The sequence below is a fragment of the Calditerricola satsumensis genome, from assembly GCF_014646935.1.
Taxonomy (GTDB): Bacteria; Bacillota; Bacilli; order Calditerricolales; family Calditerricolaceae; genus Calditerricola; species Calditerricola satsumensis.
This window is the reverse complement of the sequence record NZ_BMOF01000010.1, coordinates 31,754-52,438: the sequence shown is the minus strand read 5'-3', so window position 1 is coordinate 52,438 and position 20,685 is coordinate 31,754. Positions and strand designations below refer to the sequence as shown.

The following is a 20,685-nucleotide window of genomic DNA, read 5'->3' as shown; positions in this document are numbered from 1 at the left end:
GCACCGACGCCAGCGGACGGCGGCCGAGCCGGCCGGACAGGGCGGCCATCAGGCGCTGGGCCGGGGCCGCGGGGATGCCGGCGATCAGCCGGTCCCCTTCCCGCAAGGCGCGGCCCTCTACACCCCCCAGGCCGGCGCGCCGATCGGTGCTGCGGCTGCCGAGGACGATGGGCACGTCCCACCCGCCGGCGACGGCCAGGTACGCCCGCACGCCCCAGCGCGGCCGTCCGAAGGCGAGCACGCTTCCCCGCTGCACGAGCACCGGCCGCCATTGAGGGAGGGGCGCGCCGTCCACCGCCGGGGAAAGGTCGGCGCCGCAGACGGCGATGAGCGCATCCTCGTCAAAGCGCAGCTGCGGGCCCTGCAGGGTGATCTCCATGGCGGCGGCCCCGTCGTCGTTGCCCACCAGCGCGTTGGCCACGCGCAAGGCAAAGGGATCCATCGCCCCGCCCACCGGGACGCCAAAGCGCTGCCATCCGGTCCGGCCGAGGTCTTGCACGGTGGTGAGCAGGCCGGGGCGCAGCACGGTGACGGTCATGTCCCCGCACCCGCCGGGCCTTGCCCTGCTCCCTGCGCGCGCCCCTCGCCGCCATCGGGGATGGCCCGTTCGGCACGGGCGTCGCCGTCCGGCCAGGCGGCGAACGCCTCTTCAGTGATGGGCCGAAAGCGCACCCGGTCGCCGACGCGGAGCAGGCAGGGCGGGTCGCGGTCGGGCTGAAACAGCCGGATGGGCGTGCGGCCGATGATCTGCCACCCGCCCGGGGTTTCCATGGGGTAGATGCCCGTCTGCGCCCCGGCGATGCCCACCGATCCGGCCGGCACGGCAGCTCGCGGCGTGGCGCGGCGCGGGACGCGGATCGGCTCGGGCACGGTGCCCAGGTACGGAAAGCCCGGCGCGAAGCCAATCGCGTAGACATGGTACGTCGTTCCGGCGTGCAGGCCCACCACCTCCTCCGGCGCCAGGCCGCAAGCGGCGGCCACCGCCTCGAGATCCGGCCCGTGGTCGCCGCCGTAGCAAACGGGGATCTCCACCGTGCGCGGCGCCGCATCAATCCCCTCCCCCACCTCGGCCAGGACCGCAGAAAGCCGCGCGCGGACGGCGTCGTAGGGCGTCGGCGCGGCGCTTGATACGTGAACGGCGCACGGGTTGTAATGCACTGTCACCGACGCGTACGCCGGAACGGCCTCCACCAACCCGGGAAAGGGGCAACGCAGCAGGTGCTCGGCGAGGGCCATCGCGCGGCGGTTGGCGACGGGATCGATGGCCGTGCCGAAACGGATGATTGCGGCAGAGTCGCCGAGGGGCAGGATGAGGGGCTTGTCCTCTTGTGGCGTTGCCACCGTCGTTTCCTCCTTTCACCCGCCCCGCCACCCGAGCCGGCGGGAGATGGCGGCGGCGGCGCGTTTCACCTTGTCGATGAGGTCGGGCAACCGGTCCGACCCATAGTGGGCTTCCGGGCCGGCCACGCTGAGGCCGGCCACCACCTGGCCCGTGTGGTCGAACACCGGGGCGGCCACCGCCGCCGAGCCGGTTTCCAGCTCAGAATGGCTGACAGTGTATTCGTTTTGCCGTGCCTCCCGCAGCACGGCGCGCAGGCGCTGGCGATCGGTGATCGTGCCGGCGCCGATGGGCACCAGGGCCACCTCCTGCAGGTAGCGTTCCTGTTCGTCCTCCGGGAGATACGCCAAGAGCACGCGCGGGCAGGCCCCGGCGTAGAGCGGGGCGCGGCGACCGATGCGGGTGTAGACGCGCACGGGGGCGAGCGCCTCCACCTTCTCGATGTAGATGGCCTCCCTTCCGTCGCGCACCACCAGGTTGACCGCGTCGCCCACCTCGTCGCGCAGCGCCTGCATGACGGGGAGGGCTACGCGGCGCAGGTCGAGGCGCTCGGTCACCAGCTGGCCAAACTCGAGAAACCGCAGGCCCAATCGGTACGTTCCTCGGTCGTCGCGGGACAAAAAGCCCATCTCCTCCAGGGCGCCGGCCATGCGGAAGACGGTGGTTTTGGGCAGCCCCGACAGCGCCGCCATCTCCGGTAGCGAAAGCCGCTCGTGCTCCCGAAACAGGTCGAGCACGCGCATCGCCCGCACCAGCGTGACGTTCTTGGCCGAAGCCTTTGTCGCCATGCCCCTTCCTCCCCTCGCAGCGGCACGGGTGTTCCGAAACGGGGCGTTCCGAAATTCGGAATGAATGTTCCGAATTCGATCATTCTTGTGTCGATCGTACCGCGTTTTCCTGGAACGCGCAAGATCCTTTTCCGTTCTCCCGGTGGCCCAAAGCGGTGCGAAGCCGAACCGCCTGGAAACGGTTCGGCTTCGCAACCGCGCCAAAGGGGAGGGGCTACGGTGCCTGTTCGCCCTGTTTTGCCGTGGGTCGCTGCTCCTGCCGCGGCGCTTGCCGCCGCGTTTTTCGACCGTGCCACGCGTCGACCGCCGCAAGGGCCAGCGCGGCGGCCAGAAGCGTCCACTGGCTGCGGCTGAGGCCAAACACGGGCGCCACGATCGGTTCCACCAGGGAAACGGCAAACCATCCGGCGATCACAAGGAGCACCGCGTCGCGCACCGGCGGCCATGCGGGCAAGTGCGTGCGACGGGAATGCAGGAGAAGCCACGCGGCACCGAATACGGCGGCGCGGTATAGGTGCACCGGATGGTAGGCCAGCTGTCCCCCTTCCACGGCGATGCCCCACGGGAGCGTGGTCGGCGTGCCGTAGCGAACGACCAGCAGACTTGCCAGCGCAAGCGCGGGAAGGACGACAAACAACGCGGCGGACAGGGCCGCCAAAAGGGGCAGGCGATGCTTCCGGCATTGGCGCCACGCGACAAGGGCGGCAGCGATTCCCCCGACCCATCCACCCCGGTCGCCTCCAGACGTCATCAGGAGAGCGGCCGGTGTGCGCAACAAGCCGGGGTCAAACAGGGCCGGGGAAAGCTTCCATGCGAGCAGGTACGCCAGCACTGTCGATATGAGCAGGTCTCCCAGCGCATCGGGCGTGATGCCCAGAAACCGCGCATACACCCATCGGTACAGGGCCCAGCCCACGAGCCCTCCGGCGAAAAGCGCGATCCAGCGGGTTTGGACCAGAAAGGGCCCGATCGTCCATACAGTGTCGTCCAACACGGCCATCCCCTCGCCTGCTTTCGTCTCCGCGCCGTTTTCCTCTCACCCTGTACGCGTCAGGCCGTTTTACTCGCCGAGCGCTCTCTTGACGCGTCGTTCCATCTCGGCGTAGGGAACGACGCCGACGACGACGTCCACGATGACCCCGTCCCGGTTGATGTAGAACGTGGTGGGCACGCCCCGCACGGCATAGCGATTTGCGACGGCACCCTTCTCGTCAAGCAGGACCGGCAGGGAAAAGCGGTACTCCTGAACAAATTGCCGCACATCCTCCAGGTTGTCGGTGTCGGTGAGGTTGACGGCGTAAAACTCCACCCGATCCTTGTACGCATCGTGGAGCCTCACGAGATCCGGCGCCTCCAGCCGGCACGGCCCGCACCACGACGCCCAGAAATTGATGACCGCCGGCTTGCCCCCGTTTGGAAAGGCCGCTTCCCCGCCTTCCAGGGTGGAAAGCCGGAACGGCGGGGCGCGAAAGCCGACGGCCGGCTTTTCGTCGACCGCGGCAGCTGTGGGCGCCGTGCGCGCAGGCGTCCCCGCCGCCGGGTTGTCCGGTTGGGTGGCGCTTTGGTAGACGGCAAAGGCCGCCATGGCCACAAGAAGGCCAACGATGAGCAAGGTGCGCATGGAAAACCCTCCTTTTCTTCTCATGATACAATAACGGGCAGGTGCGCGCGATTCTGCACACGGGAGGGATGGATGGGTGATTCGCGTGCTGTTCGTCTGCCTGGGCAACATCTGCCGCTCGCCGATGGCCGAGGCGGTGTTCCGCCATATGGTGAAGGAAGCGGGACTCGACGGCGTGGTGGAGGTCGATTCGGCCGGCACCGGCCACTGGCATGTGGGTGAGCCGCCCCATGAAGGCACGCGGCGCATCCTGGAGCAAAAGGGCATCGACTGGCGCGGCATTCGCGCCCGCCAGGTGGCGCCGGTCGACGCCGAACGCTTCGACTACATCGTGGCCATGGACGCGGAAAACCAGGGCGAAGTGGTGCGCATGCTCGGCCTCCATCGTCCGGACGGGAAGAAGCGCCCGCAGGTGTTTCGCCTCCTCGAACTGGTCCCGGACGCTCCGACGGCCGATGTGCCCGATCCGTACTACACCGGGAACTTCGACGAGGTGTACGAGCTGATCCGCGCCGGATGTGCGGCCCTGCTCGAACGCATCCGCCGCGACCTCGAGAAGCGTCAAGCCGGCGAAGACGACGCGGCGGACGATCGGAGGTGAGCCGGCGATGACGATCCCTGCCGCGTTGATCGATGCCGTCCGGCAGGCCCTCTTGGAGCATGTGGGCCCCGCGGCGGCCGACGTCCACACGATGCCCGTCGGCGGCGGCGACATCTGCCGCGCGGCAAAGGTGACAGCGGGAAGGCGAGCCTTCTTTCTCAAGTGGCGGCCCGACGCGCCACCCGGCTTTTTTGCCGCCGAAGCAAAGGGCTTGGCGCGCCTGGCCGACGTCCACCGCGACACCGGCGTCGGCGTGCCCGGCGTCATTGCGGTTGGCAATGGCGCGGGCGGCGCGCCGCCGTTTCTGCTCCTCGAGTGGATCGCGCGGGAACGAGCCGACGACGGCGCGGCCGCGGCGCTGGGAGAGGGATTGGCGCGTCAGCACCTTGCGCGCGGCCCCGCCTACGGATGGGACGCGGACAGCTTTCTCGGGCCGCTGCCCTTTCCCGCGGGCTGGCGTCCGGACTGGCCGACCTACTACCGCGACATGCGCCTGGTCCCCCTCGTGGCCCAAGCGGACCGGCGGGGCCTTCTCGGCGCCGAGCGCGCCGCCCGCCTGCGCAAGCTGCTGGATCGCCTCGAGGAGTGGCTGGCGCATCGTCCCGAGCCCGCGCTGCTCCACGGCGACCTGTGGGGCGGCAACTGGATGGTCGGACGCGGGACAGCGCCGGATGCCGCCGCCGAGGCCCGGCAGCCCCGTCCCTATCTGATCGATCCGGCTTCCTTCTACGGCGACCCGGAGCTGGACCTGGCGATGACAGAGCTCTTCGGCGGCTTTCCCCCGGCGTTTTCCGCCGCGTACCAGCGGGTGCGCCCGATCGACCCGCTCTACCCGGACCGACGTCCCCTGTACCAGCTCTACTACCTGCTGGCGCACCTCGTGCTGTTCGGAGAGACCTACGGCGCTGCCGTGGACCGCATCCTGCGGCGGTATGTGGGGTAAACGCAAAAACGCCACCTGGCGCAGGGTCAGGTGGCGTTGGCGTGATCCTCCTCCAACCAATTGTAAAACGTGAACGGCTCCTCGTCGTCTGCCCGCTGCGGCGGCGTGTGAAGCGGCGGCCGCGGCTCTTTTCGTTCGCGGAAGCGCTGGGCGTAAGCGCGGGCCTCCTCCGCCGTGCGAATGCCGTTTTTGTGCCACTCGAGGAGGATGCGGTCGATGTAGCGGAAGTTGCGCTTTCCGCAGTACACCGCCTCGCGCAAGGCGGCCCGCACCAGCTCCTCGCTGTAGCCGTCCTCTTCCAGCCACAGCGTGATGGCCTCGCATTCGAGGGGCGACAGGGGGCGGCCGAACTCCTTCTCAAACAGGCTGTAGAGGTCGGTGGGCTCGTTTTGCGGGAGGCGGAGGGCCTCCCGCTGCTCGTTGGCCCACACCTCGGCCAGGCGGCGGTACAGCGGCGAGAGGTCGAAGCGCTCCATGGGCAGCCCCTGCTCGTCGGTCCCCTGTTCCACCTCCAGCACCCCCTGCTGGACGAGGCGCTGGACCATGGACAAGATCTGCGTGGCGTCGGCCGACATGCGCGCCTCCAGCTCGCGCACCGAAGGAAAGGCCTTTCCTTCGGTGCGGAAGGCGATCAGGTGGATGAGAAACATCATTTCGTCGTCGCGAATGCCCAGCTTGCGGTAATACCGGAGCAGCGCATGCGGCAGGACGGTGACCGGCTCCTGCCACAGGCGGGCGACCCACGCGTCCACAGCTCTCCCCTCCGGTCGGTTCGCGGTTTCCGCTTACGGATGCAGGCGATACAGCATGCGCGGGAACGGAATGGCCTCCCGCACATGTTCGAGGCCGCAGATCCAGGCGATGGTCCGCTCCATGCCCAGGCCAAACCCGGAATGGGGCACGCTGCCGTAGCGGCGCAGGTCGAGGTACCAGCCGTAGGCCTCCGTCGACAGGCCGTGTTCGGCAAAGCGCTGCTTCAGGAGCTCCGGATCGTGGATGCGCTGGCTGCCGCCGATGATCTCGCCGTAGCCCTCGGGGGCGATCAGGTCGGCGCACAGCACCACTTCGGGGCGGTTCGGGTCGGGCTGCATGTAGAAGGCCTTGATCTTCGCCGGGTAGTGGGTGATGAACACCGGCTTGTCGTGGGCTTCGGCGAGGGCCGTCTCCTCCGGCGCGCCGAAGTCCTCGCCCCATTCGATGGCGTGGCCCTGTTTTTGCAGGAAGGCGATGGCCTCATCGTACGTCATGCGCGGGAACGGCGGGACGACCTTCTCCAGCTTCGACGTGTCCCGCCCCAGGGTGGCCAGCTCCCGGGAGCAGTTTTGCAGCACCGACTGCACGATGTGCGACACGAGCTGCTCCTGGATCTCCAGGTTTTCCTCGTGTTCCACGAAGGCCGCCTCCGGCTCCAGCATCCAGAATTCGATCAGGTGGCGGCGGGTCTTCGATTTCTCGGCGCGGAACGTGGGCCCGAGGGTGTAGACGCGGCCCAGGGCCATGGCCCCCGCTTCGGCGTAAAGCTGGCCGCTCTGCGAGAGGTACGCGTCTTCGTCAAAGTACTTGGTGTGGAACAGCGTCGTTGTGCCCTCGGCCGAGGTGGGCGTGAGAATCGGCGCGTCCATGCGCACAAAGCCGTGCGCGTTCAGCCATTCCTGGGCGGCGCGGAACACCTCGGCCCGGATGCGCAAGATGGCCGTTTGACGCGGCGTGCGGATCCACAGGTGGCGGTGGTCCAGCAGGAAGTCGACGCCGTGCTCCTTCAGGGCAATGGGGTACGGATGTTCGGCGATCTGGAGGATGCGGATGTCGTGGACGGCCAGCTCGTATCCGCCCGGGGCGCGCGCATCCTCCCGCACCGTGCCCGTTACGTAGAGGGAGCTTTCCTGGGTTAGCCGGTTGGCCGCCTCCCACACCGCTTCGGGAACCTCGTTTTTGACCAGGACGCCCTGGATGACGCCGGTTCCGTCGCGCAGCTGCAAAAACTGGATCTTGCCGCTGGAACGCTTGTTGTAAAGCCAGCACCCGATGGTGACGGCTTGTCCGACGTGGCGGCTCACCTGCGAGATGGTTGCCTTCACCTGCATTCCCTCCGCTTTAGGCGTGTCCCGAAAGCCGTAAACCATTATACTGAACCGCCAATTTGGGCGTCAAACGACGGCCCGACGCGCGAAAACAAAAGCCACCGGGGCGCCTCACCCGTCCAGGGGGTGCCCGGTGGCTCATCGGGTTGTCCGCTGCTGGCGCTCAAGCCGGTGCGCGATCATCCGGAATGCCGCTCGACAAACCGCCGGATGCGCGCGACGGCTTCCTGGAGCGCCTCCAGCGAGGTGGCGTAGGAGATGCGGATGTGGTGCGGGCAGCCGAAGCCCGTGCCCGGCACGACGGCCACCTTCTCCTCCTCGAGGAGCGCCTCGGCCCACGCATCGGCGTCGGCAAAGCCGCCCGCCTCGCACGCCTCCCGCACGTTGGCGAAGGCGTAGAAGGCGCCGGCCGGCCACTGGCAGGTGATGCCGGGGATCGCGTTGAGGGCCGGGATGAGCCAGTCGCGCCGCTGGCGGAAGGCGCGCTTCATCTCCTCGAGGGCGTCCTGTGGCCCGGTGATCGCCTCCAGCGCGGCGTACTGGGCCGGCGTGGTCGGGTTGGAGGTGCTGTGGGACGACAGGTCGTTCATCGCGCGGATCACCTCGCGCGGCCCGGCGGCATAGCCGATGCGCCAGCCGGTCATCGAGTAGGGCTTGGAGACGCCGTTGACGGTGATCGTCCGCGCGTACACCTCGGGACCGAGGGAAGCGATGGAGACGTGCTCGCCGTCGTAAATCAGCTTTTCATAGATCTCGTCGGAGATGATCCAGATGTCGCGGCGGACGCACACCTCGGCCAGCGCGGCCAGCTCGTCTCGCGTGTACACGGCGCCCGTGGGGTTGGAGGGCGAGTTGAGGATCACGGCCCGCGTCCGGTCGGTGATGGCCGCCTCGAGCTGTTCGGGCGTGATTTTAAAGCCGTTTTCCTCCTTCCCTTCCACGAACACGGGCACCCCTTCGGCCAGCTTCACCTGTTCCGGGTAGCTGACCCAGTAGGGGGTGGGGATAATCACCTCGTCGCCCGGGTCGACCAGCACCTGGAAGATGTTGTACAGGGCGTGCTTGGCCCCGACGGTGACCGTCACCTGGTCCGGCGTGTAGGTGAGGCCGTTGTCGGCGCGCAGCTTTTCGGCGATGGCCTTGCGCAATTCGGGAATGCCGGCCGCCGCCGTGTATTTGGTGTGCCCGGCGCGCATGGCCCGCTCCGCCGCGGCGATGATGTGCTCCGGCGTGTTGAAGTCCGGCTCCCCCGCGCCGAGGCCGATCACGTCGTGGCCATGGGCGCGCAGTTCCTTGGCCTTGGCCGTAATGGCCAGCGTTGGGGACGGCGAGAGGGCTTGGACCCGCTTGGCCAGTCTCATTCCGCCAACCTCCTGCGTGCTGAAGCGTTTGTCTTGTGCGCACAAAAAAAGCAACACGGCAAACCGTGGATTGTATCCACTAGCTTACCATGTTGCGCGGCGAATGGGAAGGGAGGAGCGTCCGCAAGCGCTCCCCGTCCAGCCATTCCTCATCGAGCAAGATCTGGGCGCCCCGGCGCAGCGCGTCGCGGCGTTCTTCCAGCAGCTGGCGCGTGCGGGCCCACAGGCGGCGCACGATGGCCTCGTGCTCCCGCTGCAGGGCCGCCTTGTCCGCCGTTTCCCGATCGATGAGCCCCAGATCGGACAAGCCGTGATCGATGATCTGGCGCACCATCTCCTGCACCTGGTCAAAGTCGCCCCGCGCCCCGGTGCTGAACTCGCCGAATTCCAGCTCCTCGGCCACCGCCCCGGCCAGGGCGACCATGATGCGCGCCTCCAGCTGGGACCGCGTGTACAGGTACCGGTCGTCGGGCGGCGTCTGGCGCACGTACCCGAGGGCCTGGCCCCGCGGCGCCAGCGCCACCTGGGCCACGGAACCCGGCCGCAGCGCCTCGCTCACCAGGGCGTGCCCCATCTCGTGGACGGCCACGCGTTCCTTCTCCTCGCGGCTGGCCTCGCGGTCGAGCACCTCGCCCATCATCACCTTGTCGACGGCCTTGGCGAAATGGGCGCGGGTGATGGTGGCGCTGCCTTCGCGGAGGGCGTAGATGGCCGCCTCATTGGCCACGCTTTCCAGCTGCGCGCCGGAGAAGCCAAAGGTGTCCTTGGCCAGCTGGGCCAGGTCGACGTCGTCGGCCAGCGGCTTGTTGCGCGTATGGAGGCGCAGGATGGCCTCCCGCGCGCGGCGGTCGGGCAGCGGCACGGCGATGTGCCGGTCAAACCGCCCCGGTCGCAGAAGGGCCGGATCGAGCATATCGAGGCGGTTGGTCGCCGCGATGACGAGGATGCGCGGGTTTTCGTCCGCCTTCAGCCCGTCCATCTCGGTGAGCAGCTGGTTCAGCGTCTGGTCGTATTCGCGGTTGAGGCCGCCTTCGCGCTTGCCGCCGATGGCGTCGATCTCGTCGATAAAAATGATCCCGCTCGTTTTCCTGTGCGTTTTGGCCAGCACGCGCACCTGGCGAAAGAGTTCGCGCACGCGCTGCGCGCCGACGCCGACGTACATCTGGATGAAATCGGACCCCGAGGCGGCGACGAAGACGGAATCGGTGTAGGCGGCTGCCGCCTTGGCCAAGAGCGTCTTCCCCGTTCCCGGCGGGCCGTACAGCAAGATGCCCTTGATGGGCCGGATGCCGTAGCGCTGCGCCTGTTCGGGATGGCGCAGAAACTCGAGGGCTTCCTTCAGCTCGCGCTTGGCGTGTTCCTGCCCGCCAATGTGGTCAAAGGAAAAATCGGGCACCACCGTCGCCCCGACGAAGGGGGCGTCCGGGCGGAGAAAGGGCGCCCCCTGGCCGCGCGCGAGAAAAACAAGCGCCCCGGCAAGGGCCAACACGAGGACAAGGGGCAACACGTTGGCCCCGATGGCCGCCAGAAAGAGCACGATGCCCAGAGCTGCGCCGATCAGCACGTCTTTCTTCACGTTCCGGCCTCCCTTCGCTCCGGCGGGTCGCCGTACGGGATCACGAGGACGAGCTCCTCGTTCCCCCGTTTGAGGGCGACGTACAGCCGGGTTTCATCCAAGAAGGCGTCGCTGCGGTCGAGACGGTACCGCACTTTCCACGACGACGTGATGGTGGGAATACGCGTGTATTCGCCCTTTTCTAGCGCTTCCAACACGGCGAAGGATTCGCGAAACCAAATCTCTTCCAGCGGCGACGGCTTGTTCTCGACGCGGATGAGCACGTCGCGCCCTTTCGCCGCTTCCTTCAGCGTTTCGTCCAGCTCCCGGAAGGTGCGGGCCACATTGGCCACCTGGTCGATGCGCACGCGCACGACAACGGCCGACGGGGTCACCTCCACGCCGGTCACGTCGACGTGGGGAACGTCGGCCAGCGCTTGACGGATGGGCTCTTCCACGGCCACGGCTTCGTAGCCCAGCCATCCGGCGAGGAGCACGGCAAACGTCGCGAGCAGCGATACGAGCACGACAATGGGGCGGGTCCGCTTCACGATGTCTCCCCCTTTCTCTTTGTCGCAAACGGGGCGGAGCCTTTTCATATTCAAGTATAACAAAGACCTGGTAGAATTGAATTATAACATCCTGTCAATTCCACCAAAATAAATAAAGACGGCTCACGAAGCCGTCTTCAGCAAGCGGTAGGTTTTGAGCGGGGCTCCGGTATAGAAATCAAAGTACGCGTAATGCTGGCGGCCCGCCGTGTCGGTGTACGCGGCCTCCCACACCGGGCGGCCTTCGTCGATCCCCGACACGATGCGTCCGATTTGGGCCCCCGGCTCCTGGGCCAGAACGAGCGCGCGGATGCGCGCGCGGCTGATCCCCTCCTCCACGCGGGCGGCGAGCACGGGGCCTTTCCCGTCCCGCCGCACCCAGGCCACCCACGCCACCCCGTTCCGGTCGGTGCCGTAGAGGGCCAGGTACGCCTGGCGGCCATGAAAGCGCTCCACGCGCGTCACCCGCACCAGCGGCGTGGCCTGGCCCACCCGCTCGAGCAGCGCGGGCGTCACCCCATGGGCTTCGGCCGTCAGCGTGCGGTACAGCGACACGGCCTGCCCGCTCACGAGGACGATGAACGCCACCAGCGCGGCGACGACGGCCATTTTCCTTGTGCTCACGGCAGCCGATTCAACCCTCCAAAAACCGGTACTCCAGCACGTGTTGAACGGGATTCGAGGGGTCCGCAAACAGGACGATCACGCGCAAAAGGGCCACCCGCGCGTTGTGCGGGTCAACGCCAAGAACATAGGTGACGCGGGCGCGGTCTTTCGCTTGCGCAAGCGCGACGCGGCCTTGGAAGGCGGGCCCCAGCGCGCGGCGGAGCATCGCCGCCACGTCCTCCGGCGGCACGTCCACGCGCACCGCCGGCACGGCGCGCCCGGTGGCCGGCACGTCGCGCGTCGGCGTCGCCCGGTCGAGGTACCGGCGCACCACGCTCAGGTGATCGCGCGGCGAAAACAGGCCGTGCACCGAGGGCGGAACAAGAATCTCCCGACCCGCCATGCGCAGCGTCAGGATCCCGCCCCGGGACACCAGGTGGTAGGTTTGCCCGTTCAAGCGACCCGTGATCGTCCAGTCGCGGCCGGTCACCGTTCCCACAAAGTAGCGCCCCTCGCTTCCGCTTCCCATTGCAGATGCCGGCGCGCCCCCTTCGACGGCCACTTTCAGCACAAAGCGGTACGGTTTCTTGGGCATGAGGTAGCGATCCACCGCCGCGGCCAGTTGGGCGCTTTCGCGGGAGTCTGCCGGCTGCGCGACCGGCCGGGGATCGGGAACCGCTCGCACACAACCGGCAACGAGCAAAAACAAAACCAGGAGCATCAGGCCAACCGTCCAGCGCATCGCCGCCACCTCCCGGCCTGCCGGGGCAATGGGAACCGAACGAGGCCGGCGAAGCAGCAAGCGACTCACGCGTTGCGGCTTGCCGTCACGTCCGGTAGATCGTGAACACCATTTTGTCCGGATCCTGCCGATCCTTGGCCAAGCCGAACATCAGGTCCTGCTCTTTGAGCGTGCGGTTCAGCACGTCGACGATTTTGTACAGGTCTTCGCTGGCCTGCACCTTCACCGTCGCCAGCACTTCCAGCTTGCTCTCCATCGCGCTCTCCCTCTCGCTCCATCGATATGCCTGGCGCCCCAGGCGTATGCGGGATGCCGCGGTGAAAAGTGACACTCATCGCCGCTTCCGCCACGCCCCATACTATCCCTAGGCGCACCGAAGGAGGTGTCCCGCGTGTCCGCACCCTCCCCTCCGGCATCGGACGCCCCGCGCTTCGTGCTGGCCCTCGATGAGCGCCACCCGTCGTGGGCGCGCCTCGAGTCGCCGTACCGTCAATCGGGCAAGCCGGTCTCCTTTCGCAACGTGCACCTGTCCGATTGGCTGGCCTTGTCCTAATGCCGGAATGGTGGTTACAAAACCGCTTCCCCCTGCCCTCCCGGTTCCCCCGGCTCGTCCGGGGGATTTTTTCGGCGTGCGGGCGCGGATCTTTCGGTTAGAAGAGCGACCGGCCCGTCAATTCGGCCGCCAGGCGGCTGGCTTCGTACCGGACGCGTTCCTCGTCGATCGTCAGGCACACCCCGTTTTCCACCACCAGCCGCCCATCCACGTAGACACGCCGGACATCCGACGCGCGGGCCGCGTACACGACGTGGGAGACCGGATCGTAGTGCGGGTGCCAATGCGGCGCCCGGGTGTCGAGGAGGACAAGGTCGGCCCGCTTGCCCACCTCCAGCGACCCGATGCGGTCGCGCTGGAAGACGGCGTCGGCGCCGTAGATCGTCGCCATCTTCAGCGCTTCCGCCGCCGGCACGGCCAGCGGATCCTGAGTGTGGCCCTTGTGGAGGAGCGCGGCCAGGCGCATCTCCTCAAAGAGGTCGAGGTTGTTGTTGGAGGCCGCGCTGTCGGTGCCCAGCGACACGGTGACGCCCTTGGCCAGCAGTTTGGGCACCGGGGCAATCCCGCTGGCCAGCTTGAGGTTGGAGCCCGGGTTGTGGGACACCTTGACGCCGTGTTCGGCCAGGATGGCGATCTCCTCGTCGGTCAGGTGCACGGCGTGGGCGACGAGGGTCGGCCGATCGAAGACGCCGAGCCGGCGCAGGTGCTCCACCGGGCGCACGCCGTAGTCGCGGACGTTTTGTTCCACCTCGCGCGCCGTTTCGGACAGGTGGATGTGCACGGGCACGTCCAGCTCTGCAGCGGCGTCGACGATCTCGCGGATGTAGTCTGGCGGGCAGGTGTAGGGCGCGTGCGGGGCCATCATCGTGGTGATGCGCCCGTCCGCCGCTCCGCGCCAGGCGCGAGCGAAGGCTTTGGCCTCTTCCAGCTTGGCCACCTGGACCTCGCGGGGGCACAAGCCGATGACGCCGCGGCACAGGACGGCGCGGATGCCCGTCTCTTCCACATTGCGGGCCACCTCGTCCATGTGGTCGTACATGTCGACGAAGGTGGTCGTTCCCGTTTTCAGCATCTCGGCGATGGCCAGCAGGCTCCCCCAGCGCACATGTTCGGCCGTAAAGCGCGCCTCGAGGGGCCACATCTTCTCCTCCAGCCACGCCTGAAGCGGCAGGTCGTCGGCGTAGCCGCGGAGGAGGGCCATCGCCGCGTGGCAGTGGGTGTTGATGAGCCCCGGCAGCACCACACCTCCGCGGCCGTCAAGGACCTCGTCGTAGGCCGCCCGCGCCTTTTCGTCGGGCGTGGGCCCGACGTACGTGATGACGCCGTTTTCAAAGGCCACGGCGCCGTTCGGGATCACGTCGAAGGCGGCGTTGGCCGTGATCACCGTTACCCCGTAGATGAGCGTTTTCACCGCGGATCCCCTTTCCCGTTGACGTGCACCCCTATTTAACCAGAGGCCCGCCGGGCGGTCAAGCGGGAAGCGCGGTTCAATCCGGCTGGAGAGGATGCCGGCGCTGTCCCCAAGGCGCCCGCCGCAGGACGGGCGGCCGGACTTACCGGGAGAGGGGTTGTCGCTTGAGGAAATCCAGGATCTCGTCGAGGTTGGCGCGATTCGCCGATGCGGTCACCGGGGCAAAGGGGTCCCCGATCTGGCTGAGCCGCGCGGGCACGGTTTTGATCGTAAAGTCGGCGGGCTGGGCGCCGCGCGCCAGCTCCTCCCACGTCACCGGCGCCGATACGGTGGCCTCGGTGCGGCCGCGCGGCGAATACGGTGCGGGGAGGGTGCGGCTTTTGCCGTGCTGGAGGTAGTCGACGTAGACCTTGGTGCCGCGATCGCGGACGCGCCGCGCGACGGTGACGAGGCGCGGGTACCGCTCGGCAAGGTAGCGGGCCAAAAAGGCGGCCACCTGCCGCGTCTCGGCGTAGGTATACCGCCGCTCGAGGGGGATGTACACCGCGAGGCCGGTGGCTCCCGACGTTTTGACGTACGTGGGCAGGCCGAGGCGATCGGTCACCTCTTTGAGGCGCAGCGCCGTCTCCACCACGGCGGCAAAGCCGGGAACGGAGGGGTCGAGGTCAAAGGTCAGCTCCAGCGGATGGTCCGGATCGTCCACCTCATGAAAGGGGACGTGAAACTCCAAGGCCGCCTGGTTGCCGAGCCACAGGAGCGTGCGCAGGTCGTTGAGCAGAATGGCGTCCACGTCGCCCACCTGCCGGCGCGGGATCCAGGGCGGCGCATAGGACGGCGCGTTCTTCTGGTAGAAGGATTCGCCATGCACGCCGTCGGGATAGCGGATCACCGTGAGGGCCCGGTTACGCGTGTAGGCAAGGAGCGGCTTGGCCACGGCGAAGAGGTACGCCAGGTAGTCGCGCTTCGTGATCCCCTCTTCGGGCCACAGCAGCTTGTCCGGATTCGTCAGCGTCACGTCGGCCAGCTCGGCGTTCCTCACGGGCTTCGCGCGTTTCGCCAGGGGCGATCTGCGGTTCATTGCTCCTCCCCGTCCCCCGTCCAATCGGGCGGCGGGACGACGAACCCCACCAGCTTGGGGTGGCGCAAGCGGCCGTCGGGCGTCTTTTCGCGGTACTGCACGCAGGCGGCAAGATGCGGGACGAGCCAGCGCACCCGCTCGCCGCGCTGCCGTTCCACTGCCCCGCGAAACGGCGGGCTTTCGGTGACGAGGTGGGCCGTGCCGGAGGCCAGGAGCCGCCGCTCCCGCTCCGAGAGGCCGGATGCCACGCGTCCGACATACGCCCATGCGCCGTCGGCGGTTCGCTCGGCGAGGAGCACGGAGCGGACGCGGCCGCTGTGTTCCACCAGGCCCACGACAGCAAACACGCCCTCGCGGCTGGCCTTCACCTTCACCCAGTCACCGTGCCGTTTCCCCGGCACATAGAGGCCATGGCGGCGCTTGGCCACCACCCCCTCCTCGCCGCGGGCGACCACGCGCGTCCACAGCGCCATCCCGTCGGCAAAGGTTTCCACCGCAAACAGGGCCTCGGAGTTTACCGGAATAAGATTATGTAAATACTCCTGGCGCACCTCCCACGGCTGGGCAAACAGCACCGCCTCCCCGTCGCGCAGGCAGTCGAACACCGCGTAGCGCGCCGGCAACGTGCGGGCGTACCCTTGCGCTTTGTCCGCGTGGCGGACCCGGATGCGGCGCACCACATCGGCAAAGGACGGACGGCCCTCCCCATTGAGGACGACCGCCTCGCCGTCGAGCCACCGGCGCCGCCGCCCCAGCGGCGCGAGGGCCGCCACCAGCTCGGGAAACGCCAGGGTGACGTCGACCCCCTTTTTCGACCACAAGCGGACGCCGTCGGGAGCCACGTCGGCCAAAAGCCGCACGCCGTCCCATTTCACCTGGTACACGTAGGCCGGGTCGCGCGGCAAGGAACGGCTCAGGATCGGTTCCATGGGGGCAAAGGGCATGGCCGCTTCCGCCGATGGCCGGCTCGATCGGCGCGCCATTATCCGGTCGCCTTCTTTCGCCGGCGGGTTGCGCGCTTTGCCGGGGGCGCGTCCTTTTGGGTGGCCTCCAGCGACGCCTGCAAGGCCGCCATCAGGTCGACCACGTTGGCCGGGCGCGGGGCAGGGGCCACCTTCACCTCTTCCCCTTCGATCTTCTTGGCAATCAACGCGCGCAGGGCCTCGCGGTACGTGTCGGTGTACTTCTCCGGCTCAAAGGGGGCCGACAGGTGTTCCACCAGCTGCACGGCCATGCGCACTTCCTTTTCGTTCAGGTCGGCTTCGACCGGGAGATTGGGCACCAGCCGGATGCTGCGCACCTCATCGGGATAAAACAGCGTCTCGAGGACCAGGGCGTCGCGGAAGACCCGCACAGCGCACAGCGACGCCTTGGCGCGCATCGTGACGCGGGCGATGGCGATTTTTCCCGTCTCCTCCATGGCGCGGCGCAGGAGGGCGTACGCCTTTTCCCCGTTTTCGGCGGGCGAGAGGTAATAGGACTTGTCGAAGTAGACGGGATCGATCTCGGACAGGTTGACAAAATCGAGGATTTCGATCGCTTTGCGCGCTTCGGGCTGGACGGCGCTGACGTCTTCCTCGGTGAGGATGACGAACTTCCCCGGCTCGTACTCGTAGCCGCGCACGATGTCGTCCCACGCCACGTCCTCGTTGCAATGGGGACAGCGCCGCACGTATTCGATTGGCGTGTGGCACGTCTTGTGCAGGTAGCGAAAGCGGATGTCCTTCTCTTCCGTGGCCGCAAACAGGCGCACGGGGATGTTGACCAAACCGAAGCTGATCGATCCTTTCCACACCGTGTGCACGCGCGTCACCTCTCACCCCGTAGTCTCGGTGCGGCAGGCGCGCGCTATGCGAAGGAGGCGCTGGAAACCTAGGGGAGGTAGTAGGCCAAGCTGTGGAGCTCCAGGGTGACGTCGGCGTGGTGCACCCGCACCCCTTCCTTGACGCGCAGGTTGACCGGAGCAAAGTTGAGGATCGCCTCGATCCCCGCCTCGACGAGCAAATCGGCCACGCGTTGCGCGGCGTCGGCCGGGACGGCGATGATGCCAATGCGAATGCCCTTGGCCTTGACCGTGTCGGGCAATTCTTCGATGGGCTGGATGCGCAGCACGCCGATCTCGCGGCCGATCTTGGCCGGATCGTTGTCAAACACGGCCACGATGCGCAAGTTGTCCTGGCGATACATGGTGTAGTGGCACAGGGCGTGGCCGAGGTGGCCGGCGCCGACCAGGCAGAGGGGAATCGGGCGGTCCAATTTCAAAATCTGGCGAATCTTCTCGATGAGATACGGCACGTCATAGCCCACGCCTTTGCAGCCAAACTCGCCGAAATGGGCCAGGTCTTTGCGGATCTGCGCCGGATTCATGCCCAGTTTTTCGCCGAGCTCCTGGGAGGAAACGGTTTTCACGCCCAGGCTGTCGAGGTAGGTCAGGTAGCGGAGGTAGACCGGCAGGCGCCGGATCACGGCGTCGGAGATCTTGGGGGCTTTCAAGGCGACCGTTCCTCCTTTGTCGCGAATCCCGTGTCACCTACCGTGTTTCTCTTTTTCCGGCGCCGAATCCTGCTGTCCGGCGCGCAGACGGCCAAGAACGACCTGATACTGGGTCCCGTCGGTGATCACGGCGACCGCTCCGTGGCGGGACGGCTGGTAGATCTCGGCCCACGAGTCCGACAGCCGCTCGAGCACGTCTTCTCGACCGAAATCCTCTCCCTCGCCCCGCGAAAACACGACGGCCACCTCGGGGTCGACCGCCGCCAGGAAATCGGGGTGCGACCCTTGCGCGCTGCCGCAATCGCTCACCTTCAGCACGGCGGCAGCCAGATCGGTTTCCGCCTCCAGAATGGCCTTTTCCGCTTCGGCGTGGATCGAGCCGGTGAACAGAAAGCGCGTGTCGCCGTGCGTGAGACGAAACACCAAGGCGTTGTTTTGGGGGGAAAGGGAGAGCATCTGGCGGGGATGGAGCGCAGTTAGGGCGGTGCCGTCGCCGAGGTGCAGGCGCTGCCCGGCGGTGAGCCCCACGAGGCGGACGCCCGCGGGAATGCGCTTCGGCAGCACCACCTGGCGCGTCAGGGCGGGGAACACCAGCGCCTCGACGGGGTAGGCGTCGAGAACGGCCTGGGCGTTGCCGGCGACCTCGGGCATGTCGCTGGAAAGGATCAGCCAGTTGAGCCGCCGCACCCCCGCCTCCTCGAGAGAAGCGAAGAGGCGCGCCCGCACCTCGGCCATCCCCGTGTCGATGAGGGCCGTCTCCCCGCTGGACCATTGGAGCAACGTGGCCTCGCCCTGCCCGATGGGCAAAAAGGTTACCTTCAGCCCCGTCCAGTCGACTTCCGGCTGGGCGACGGGACGAGGCGCGGCGACCGGCTGGGCCCACCCGCCGGCCAGCCCCCCGATGGCCACCAGCACGAGCACCATGCGGACGACCGCGCCCATGCGGCATTCCCCCCTTGATCCGCAGATTGCCCCGTTTGCCGCGCGATCCCGAACCCTGGGGAAATGCGCGCGCCGTCATGCCGGCGGAGGGGCCAGCGAGGGCCCCAGCCCGTGAACGGACGCCAGGTACTGTTCCCACGCGCGGCGCGCGCCGGGGACGTCGTCGTTGAGAAGATGCGCCAGGCCCTGGTAAACGTAGCCTTCCACCAGCGTCGGGTCGAGGGCCACGGCGCGGTCGAAACGCCCGGCGGCCTCGGCAAAGGCGCCGTCCATGAGGGCCAGATGCCCCGCGTGGTAGTTCCCGAGGGCCTGGGCCGCCATCGTGGGCTGGACCAGCAGTTTCTCGCACAGCACGCGCGCCTTCCTGCGCTCGCCGCGGCGCATGAGGAGGATCACGAGCGTGGACAGGCCCAGCACGTGATCGGGATGCCGGGCGAGGATGCCGCGAACCACCCGCTCGGCCCTTCGGTCATCGCCGCTGTGCAGGAGCACCCACGCGTAGGAAAAGTGGTGGTCGGGATGGCGCGTCAGCGACAGGGCCTTCTGCAACACGCCCATGCCCTCGGGGCGGCCGGCCAACCACAGCGTCCACCCCAGGCCATGCAGGGCCTCGGCGTCCCGCCGGTCGTAGGCCAGCGCCGCGCGGTAGCAGTCGGCCGCCTCGCCGTACAGCCCGTTCGCCTCGAGGCAGGCGGCCACCTGCTTCAAGACGGCCGGCGGCGACTGCCCGGCCAAAAGCTGTGACCCGAGGCGCTCCGCACTCTCCCGTTTGCCTGCGCGCAGGTAGGCCCGCAAAAGCAGCAAGGCGGCATCCCAATCGCGCGGGTCCTCGCGCACGAGCGGTTCCAGCAAGGAGATGGCTTCGGCGGGAGAATGGGAATGCAGGAGGGCGACGGCCAAGTTGTAGCGGACCACGGGCGTGTCCTGACAGCGAAGGGCGTTGCGGAAGCAGTCCCGCGCCTCGCGATATTGGCCGCGCATGCCGGCCAGGCAGCCCAAGCCGTTCCAGCTGACCGCCCGGATCTTCGCGTCCGGCGCTCGGAGCAGTTCGGCAAAGCGTTCGGCCGCCTCGGCCCACGCGCCGGTGTACAGCAGCGTGCACGCCAAGAACAGGCGGATCACGGTTTCGTCGGGGTGCTCGGCCACGGCGCGGCGAAAACAGGCCTCCGCCTGATCAAACATGAACAGGTTGAAATAGCCGAGGCCCTGGCGAAACCACGGTTGCTGCCCCTCGCGCTCCTCGGGGGAGCCGTTTGGAGCGATCCCGTTTGCCGGGTGCGCGCCTTTTGCCTTCCCCGGATGCGGAGCGGCGGGTGGGGCCTGCGCCTTGGCCCCTTGTGCCGCGGGGTGGGTTGCCCCCTTCACCGCCCCTTCGAGCAGGCTCAGCGCCTCTTCCACTTCGAGCCACCGGTCCACGATGCGGTCATTGAGCGCGCGCAACGCGGCCAACTCCTCGGCCAACCGGGCCCGCTTGGCCGGGTCTCCGGTCGCCCATGCCCGTTCGATGCGTCCCAGGGCTTCCAGCATGGCGTCGAAAAAGGCGTCCATAAGCACAAGCCCCCACCTCCCGGAACCCATTCTTGTCCACAGTCTGTGCCCGGGAAGTGGGGACCATGCGCCCACAGGCGCTACTTGACCACGGCGTGCTCCTCGACGCCGATGAGCTCGACGATGCGATTTCCCTCGCCCATGATGGCGATGCGCGGGCGGTGGCGGCGGGCTTCCTCGTCGGTCATGAGGGCGTAGGAGATGATGATGATGACGTCGCCGGGCTGGACGAGGCGGGCCGCCGCACCGTTCAGGCAGATCACCCCGCTGCCGCGCGGTCCGGGAATCACGTACGTCTCGAAGCGCGCGCCGTTGTGGTTGTTCACCACCTGCACCTTTTCGTTGGGCAGGATGTCCACCGCGTCGAGGATGTCGGCGTCGATGGTGATGCTGCCGACGTAGTTGAGGTTGGCCTCCGTCACCGTGGCGCGATGGATTTTCGCCTTCATCATCGTGCGAAACATGGGCGTTT

General features: G+C 67.7%; 24 protein-coding genes. 3 read left to right on the top strand and 21 right to left on the bottom strand.

Going from position 1 to position 20,685, the window contains the following annotated elements; all coding sequences use genetic code 11:
• The 5 genes from IEX61_RS04000 to IEX61_RS03980 all read right to left on the bottom strand — a co-directional run.
• On the bottom strand, window positions 1–538 hold a 538-nt coding region (locus IEX61_RS04000), incomplete at its 3' end, for a 5-oxoprolinase subunit C family protein (protein ID WP_188816859.1).
• Window positions 535–1,341 (bottom strand): 5-oxoprolinase subunit PxpB, encoded by an 807-nt coding sequence (gene pxpB / locus IEX61_RS03995; RefSeq protein WP_229725679.1) that lies wholly within the window; start codon window positions 1,339–1,341, stop codon window positions 535–537. The genes pxpB and IEX61_RS04000, both read right to left, overlap by 4 nt.
• 15 nt (window positions 1,342–1,356) lie before the next feature.
• On the bottom strand, window positions 1,357–2,127 hold the full coding sequence (locus IEX61_RS03990) for an IclR family transcriptional regulator (RefSeq protein WP_188816858.1): 771 nt from the start codon (window positions 2,125–2,127) through the stop codon (window positions 1,357–1,359).
• A gap of 214 nt (window positions 2,128–2,341) precedes the next feature.
• Window positions 2,342–3,127 carry a hypothetical protein gene (locus IEX61_RS03985; protein ID WP_188816857.1) on the bottom strand — a complete coding sequence of 262 codons (786 nt, stop codon included), beginning with the start codon at window positions 3,125–3,127 and terminating at the stop codon, window positions 2,342–2,344.
• Window positions 3,128–3,187: 60 nt separating this feature from the next.
• Window positions 3,188–3,748: a TlpA family protein disulfide reductase gene (locus tag IEX61_RS03980; RefSeq protein WP_054672507.1), complete on the bottom strand. Its 561-nt coding sequence runs from the start codon at window positions 3,746–3,748 to the stop codon at window positions 3,188–3,190.
• A 76-nt stretch (window positions 3,749–3,824) separates the two neighbouring features.
• On the opposite strand from IEX61_RS03980, the gene IEX61_RS03975 reads away from it, so the two are divergent.
• On the top strand, window positions 3,825–4,349 hold the full coding sequence (locus IEX61_RS03975; RefSeq protein ID WP_054672505.1) for a low molecular weight protein-tyrosine-phosphatase: 525 nt from the start codon (window positions 3,825–3,827) through the stop codon (window positions 4,347–4,349).
• A 7-nt stretch (window positions 4,350–4,356) separates the two neighbouring features.
• Window positions 4,357–5,292: a fructosamine kinase family protein gene (locus tag IEX61_RS03970; protein ID WP_188816856.1), complete on the top strand. Its 936-nt coding sequence runs from the start codon at window positions 4,357–4,359 to the stop codon at window positions 5,290–5,292.
• A 26-nt stretch (window positions 5,293–5,318) separates the two neighbouring features.
• Here the strand turns inward: IEX61_RS03970 and IEX61_RS03965 are convergent, their stop codons facing one another.
• The 8 genes from IEX61_RS03965 to IEX61_RS03930 form a co-directional block, all read right to left on the bottom strand.
• Window positions 5,319–6,044, bottom strand: a complete 726-nt coding sequence (locus IEX61_RS03965; protein ID WP_054672741.1) for a DnaD domain-containing protein — start codon at window positions 6,042–6,044, stop codon at window positions 5,319–5,321.
• A 33-nt stretch (window positions 6,045–6,077) separates the two neighbouring features.
• Window positions 6,078–7,376 carry an asparagine--tRNA ligase gene (gene asnS / locus IEX61_RS03960; RefSeq protein WP_188816855.1) on the bottom strand — a complete coding sequence of 433 codons (1,299 nt, stop codon included), beginning with the start codon at window positions 7,374–7,376 and terminating at the stop codon, window positions 6,078–6,080.
• 176 nt (window positions 7,377–7,552) lie between these two features.
• A complete protein-coding gene (locus IEX61_RS03955) occupies window positions 7,553–8,734 on the bottom strand; it encodes a pyridoxal phosphate-dependent aminotransferase (protein ID WP_188816854.1) in 1,182 nt (393 codons plus the stop codon).
• A 79-nt stretch (window positions 8,735–8,813) separates the two neighbouring features.
• Window positions 8,814–10,310, bottom strand: coding sequence for an AAA family ATPase (locus IEX61_RS03950; RefSeq protein ID WP_188816853.1), 1,497 nt, complete (start codon window positions 10,308–10,310; stop codon window positions 8,814–8,816).
• Window positions 10,307–10,840 carry a hypothetical protein gene (locus IEX61_RS03945; RefSeq protein ID WP_054673045.1) on the bottom strand — a complete coding sequence of 178 codons (534 nt, stop codon included), beginning with the start codon at window positions 10,838–10,840 and terminating at the stop codon, window positions 10,307–10,309. Before IEX61_RS03945 ends, IEX61_RS03950 begins: the two co-directional genes overlap by 4 nt.
• 123 nt (window positions 10,841–10,963) lie before the next feature.
• Window positions 10,964–11,464, bottom strand: coding sequence for a cell wall elongation regulator TseB-like domain-containing protein (locus IEX61_RS03940; RefSeq protein ID WP_188816852.1), 501 nt, complete (start codon window positions 11,462–11,464; stop codon window positions 10,964–10,966).
• 10 nt (window positions 11,465–11,474) lie between these two features.
• Window positions 11,475–12,188, bottom strand: a complete 714-nt coding sequence (locus IEX61_RS03935) for a hypothetical protein (protein WP_188816851.1) — start codon at window positions 12,186–12,188, stop codon at window positions 11,475–11,477.
• Window positions 12,189–12,273: 85 nt separating this feature from the next.
• Window positions 12,274–12,444, bottom strand: a complete 171-nt coding sequence (locus tag IEX61_RS03930; RefSeq protein ID WP_083463080.1) for a YpmA family protein — start codon at window positions 12,442–12,444, stop codon at window positions 12,274–12,276.
• Between the two features lie 135 nt (window positions 12,445–12,579).
• Here IEX61_RS03930 and IEX61_RS03925 point away from each other — a divergent pair, with 135 nt between their 5' ends.
• Window positions 12,580–12,741: a hypothetical protein gene (locus IEX61_RS03925; protein WP_157057832.1), complete on the top strand. Its 162-nt coding sequence runs from the start codon at window positions 12,580–12,582 to the stop codon at window positions 12,739–12,741.
• Between the two features lie 97 nt (window positions 12,742–12,838).
• On the opposite strand, the gene IEX61_RS03920 is transcribed toward IEX61_RS03925, so the two are convergent.
• The 8 genes from IEX61_RS03920 to panD form a co-directional block, all read right to left on the bottom strand.
• The gene (locus IEX61_RS03920) at window positions 12,839–14,152 is read right to left on the bottom strand and encodes an amidohydrolase (protein WP_188816850.1); all 1,314 of its coding nucleotides are present in this window, start codon (window positions 14,150–14,152) and stop codon (window positions 12,839–12,841) included.
• A gap of 142 nt (window positions 14,153–14,294) precedes the next feature.
• Window positions 14,295–15,191, bottom strand: coding sequence for a non-homologous end-joining DNA ligase (gene ligD / locus IEX61_RS03915; RefSeq protein WP_229725677.1), 897 nt, complete (start codon window positions 15,189–15,191; stop codon window positions 14,295–14,297).
• 35 nt (window positions 15,192–15,226) lie between these two features.
• Window positions 15,227–16,213, bottom strand: a complete 987-nt coding sequence (locus IEX61_RS03910; protein WP_188816848.1) for an ATP-dependent DNA ligase — start codon at window positions 16,211–16,213, stop codon at window positions 15,227–15,229.
• Complete coding sequence (gene ku / locus IEX61_RS03905; protein WP_373277087.1) at window positions 16,213–17,043, bottom strand: non-homologous end joining protein Ku; 831 nt, start codon at window positions 17,041–17,043, stop codon at window positions 16,213–16,215. Before ku ends, IEX61_RS03910 begins: the two co-directional genes overlap by 1 nt.
• Window positions 17,044–17,102: 59 nt before the next feature.
• Complete coding sequence (locus IEX61_RS03900) at window positions 17,103–17,723, bottom strand: redox-sensing transcriptional repressor Rex (RefSeq protein ID WP_054672705.1); 621 nt, start codon at window positions 17,721–17,723, stop codon at window positions 17,103–17,105.
• Between the two features lie 33 nt (window positions 17,724–17,756).
• Window positions 17,757–18,665: a ComEC/Rec2 family competence protein gene (locus IEX61_RS03895; protein ID WP_188816847.1), complete on the bottom strand. Its 909-nt coding sequence runs from the start codon at window positions 18,663–18,665 to the stop codon at window positions 17,757–17,759.
• A 75-nt stretch (window positions 18,666–18,740) separates the two neighbouring features.
• Window positions 18,741–20,213 (bottom strand): tetratricopeptide repeat protein, encoded by a 1,473-nt coding sequence (locus tag IEX61_RS03890; RefSeq protein ID WP_188816846.1) that lies wholly within the window; start codon window positions 20,211–20,213, stop codon window positions 18,741–18,743.
• A gap of 80 nt (window positions 20,214–20,293) precedes the next feature.
• Complete coding sequence (gene panD, locus IEX61_RS03885) at window positions 20,294–20,677, bottom strand: aspartate 1-decarboxylase (RefSeq protein ID WP_188816845.1); 384 nt, start codon at window positions 20,675–20,677, stop codon at window positions 20,294–20,296.
• Window positions 20,678–20,685: the final 8 nt, after the last annotated feature.

Excerpts from the sequence above, each read along its gene's own strand:
- IEX61_RS03990 (WP_188816858.1), bottom strand. The coding sequence starts at position 2,127 with ATGGCGACAAAGGCTTCGGCCAAGAACGTCACGCTGGTGCGGGCGATG.
- IEX61_RS03985 (WP_188816857.1), bottom strand. The coding sequence starts at position 3,127 with ATGGCCGTGTTGGACGACACTGTATGGACGATCGGGCCCTTTCTGGTC.
- IEX61_RS03980 (WP_054672507.1), bottom strand. The coding sequence starts at position 3,748 with ATGCGCACCTTGCTCATCGTTGGCCTTCTTGTGGCCATGGCGGCCTTT.
- IEX61_RS03970 (WP_188816856.1), top strand. The coding sequence starts at position 4,357 with ATGACGATCCCTGCCGCGTTGATCGATGCCGTCCGGCAGGCCCTCTTG.
- asnS (WP_188816855.1), bottom strand. The coding sequence starts at position 7,376 with ATGCAGGTGAAGGCAACCATCTCGCAGGTGAGCCGCCACGTCGGACAA.
- IEX61_RS03955 (WP_188816854.1), bottom strand. The coding sequence starts at position 8,734 with ATGAGACTGGCCAAGCGGGTCCAAGCCCTCTCGCCGTCCCCAACGCTG.
- IEX61_RS03935 (WP_188816851.1), bottom strand. The coding sequence starts at position 12,188 with ATGCGCTGGACGGTTGGCCTGATGCTCCTGGTTTTGTTTTTGCTCGTT.
- IEX61_RS03930 (WP_083463080.1), bottom strand. The coding sequence starts at position 12,444 with ATGGAGAGCAAGCTGGAAGTGCTGGCGACGGTGAAGGTGCAGGCCAGC.
- IEX61_RS03910 (WP_188816848.1), bottom strand. The coding sequence starts at position 16,213 with ATGGCGCGCCGATCGAGCCGGCCATCGGCGGAAGCGGCCATGCCCTTT.
- IEX61_RS03895 (WP_188816847.1), bottom strand. The coding sequence starts at position 18,665 with ATGGGCGCGGTCGTCCGCATGGTGCTCGTGCTGGTGGCCATCGGGGGG.
- IEX61_RS03890 (WP_188816846.1), bottom strand. The coding sequence starts at position 20,213 with ATGGACGCCTTTTTCGACGCCATGCTGGAAGCCCTGGGACGCATCGAA.
- panD (WP_188816845.1), bottom strand. The coding sequence starts at position 20,677 with ATGTTTCGCACGATGATGAAGGCGAAAATCCATCGCGCCACGGTGACG.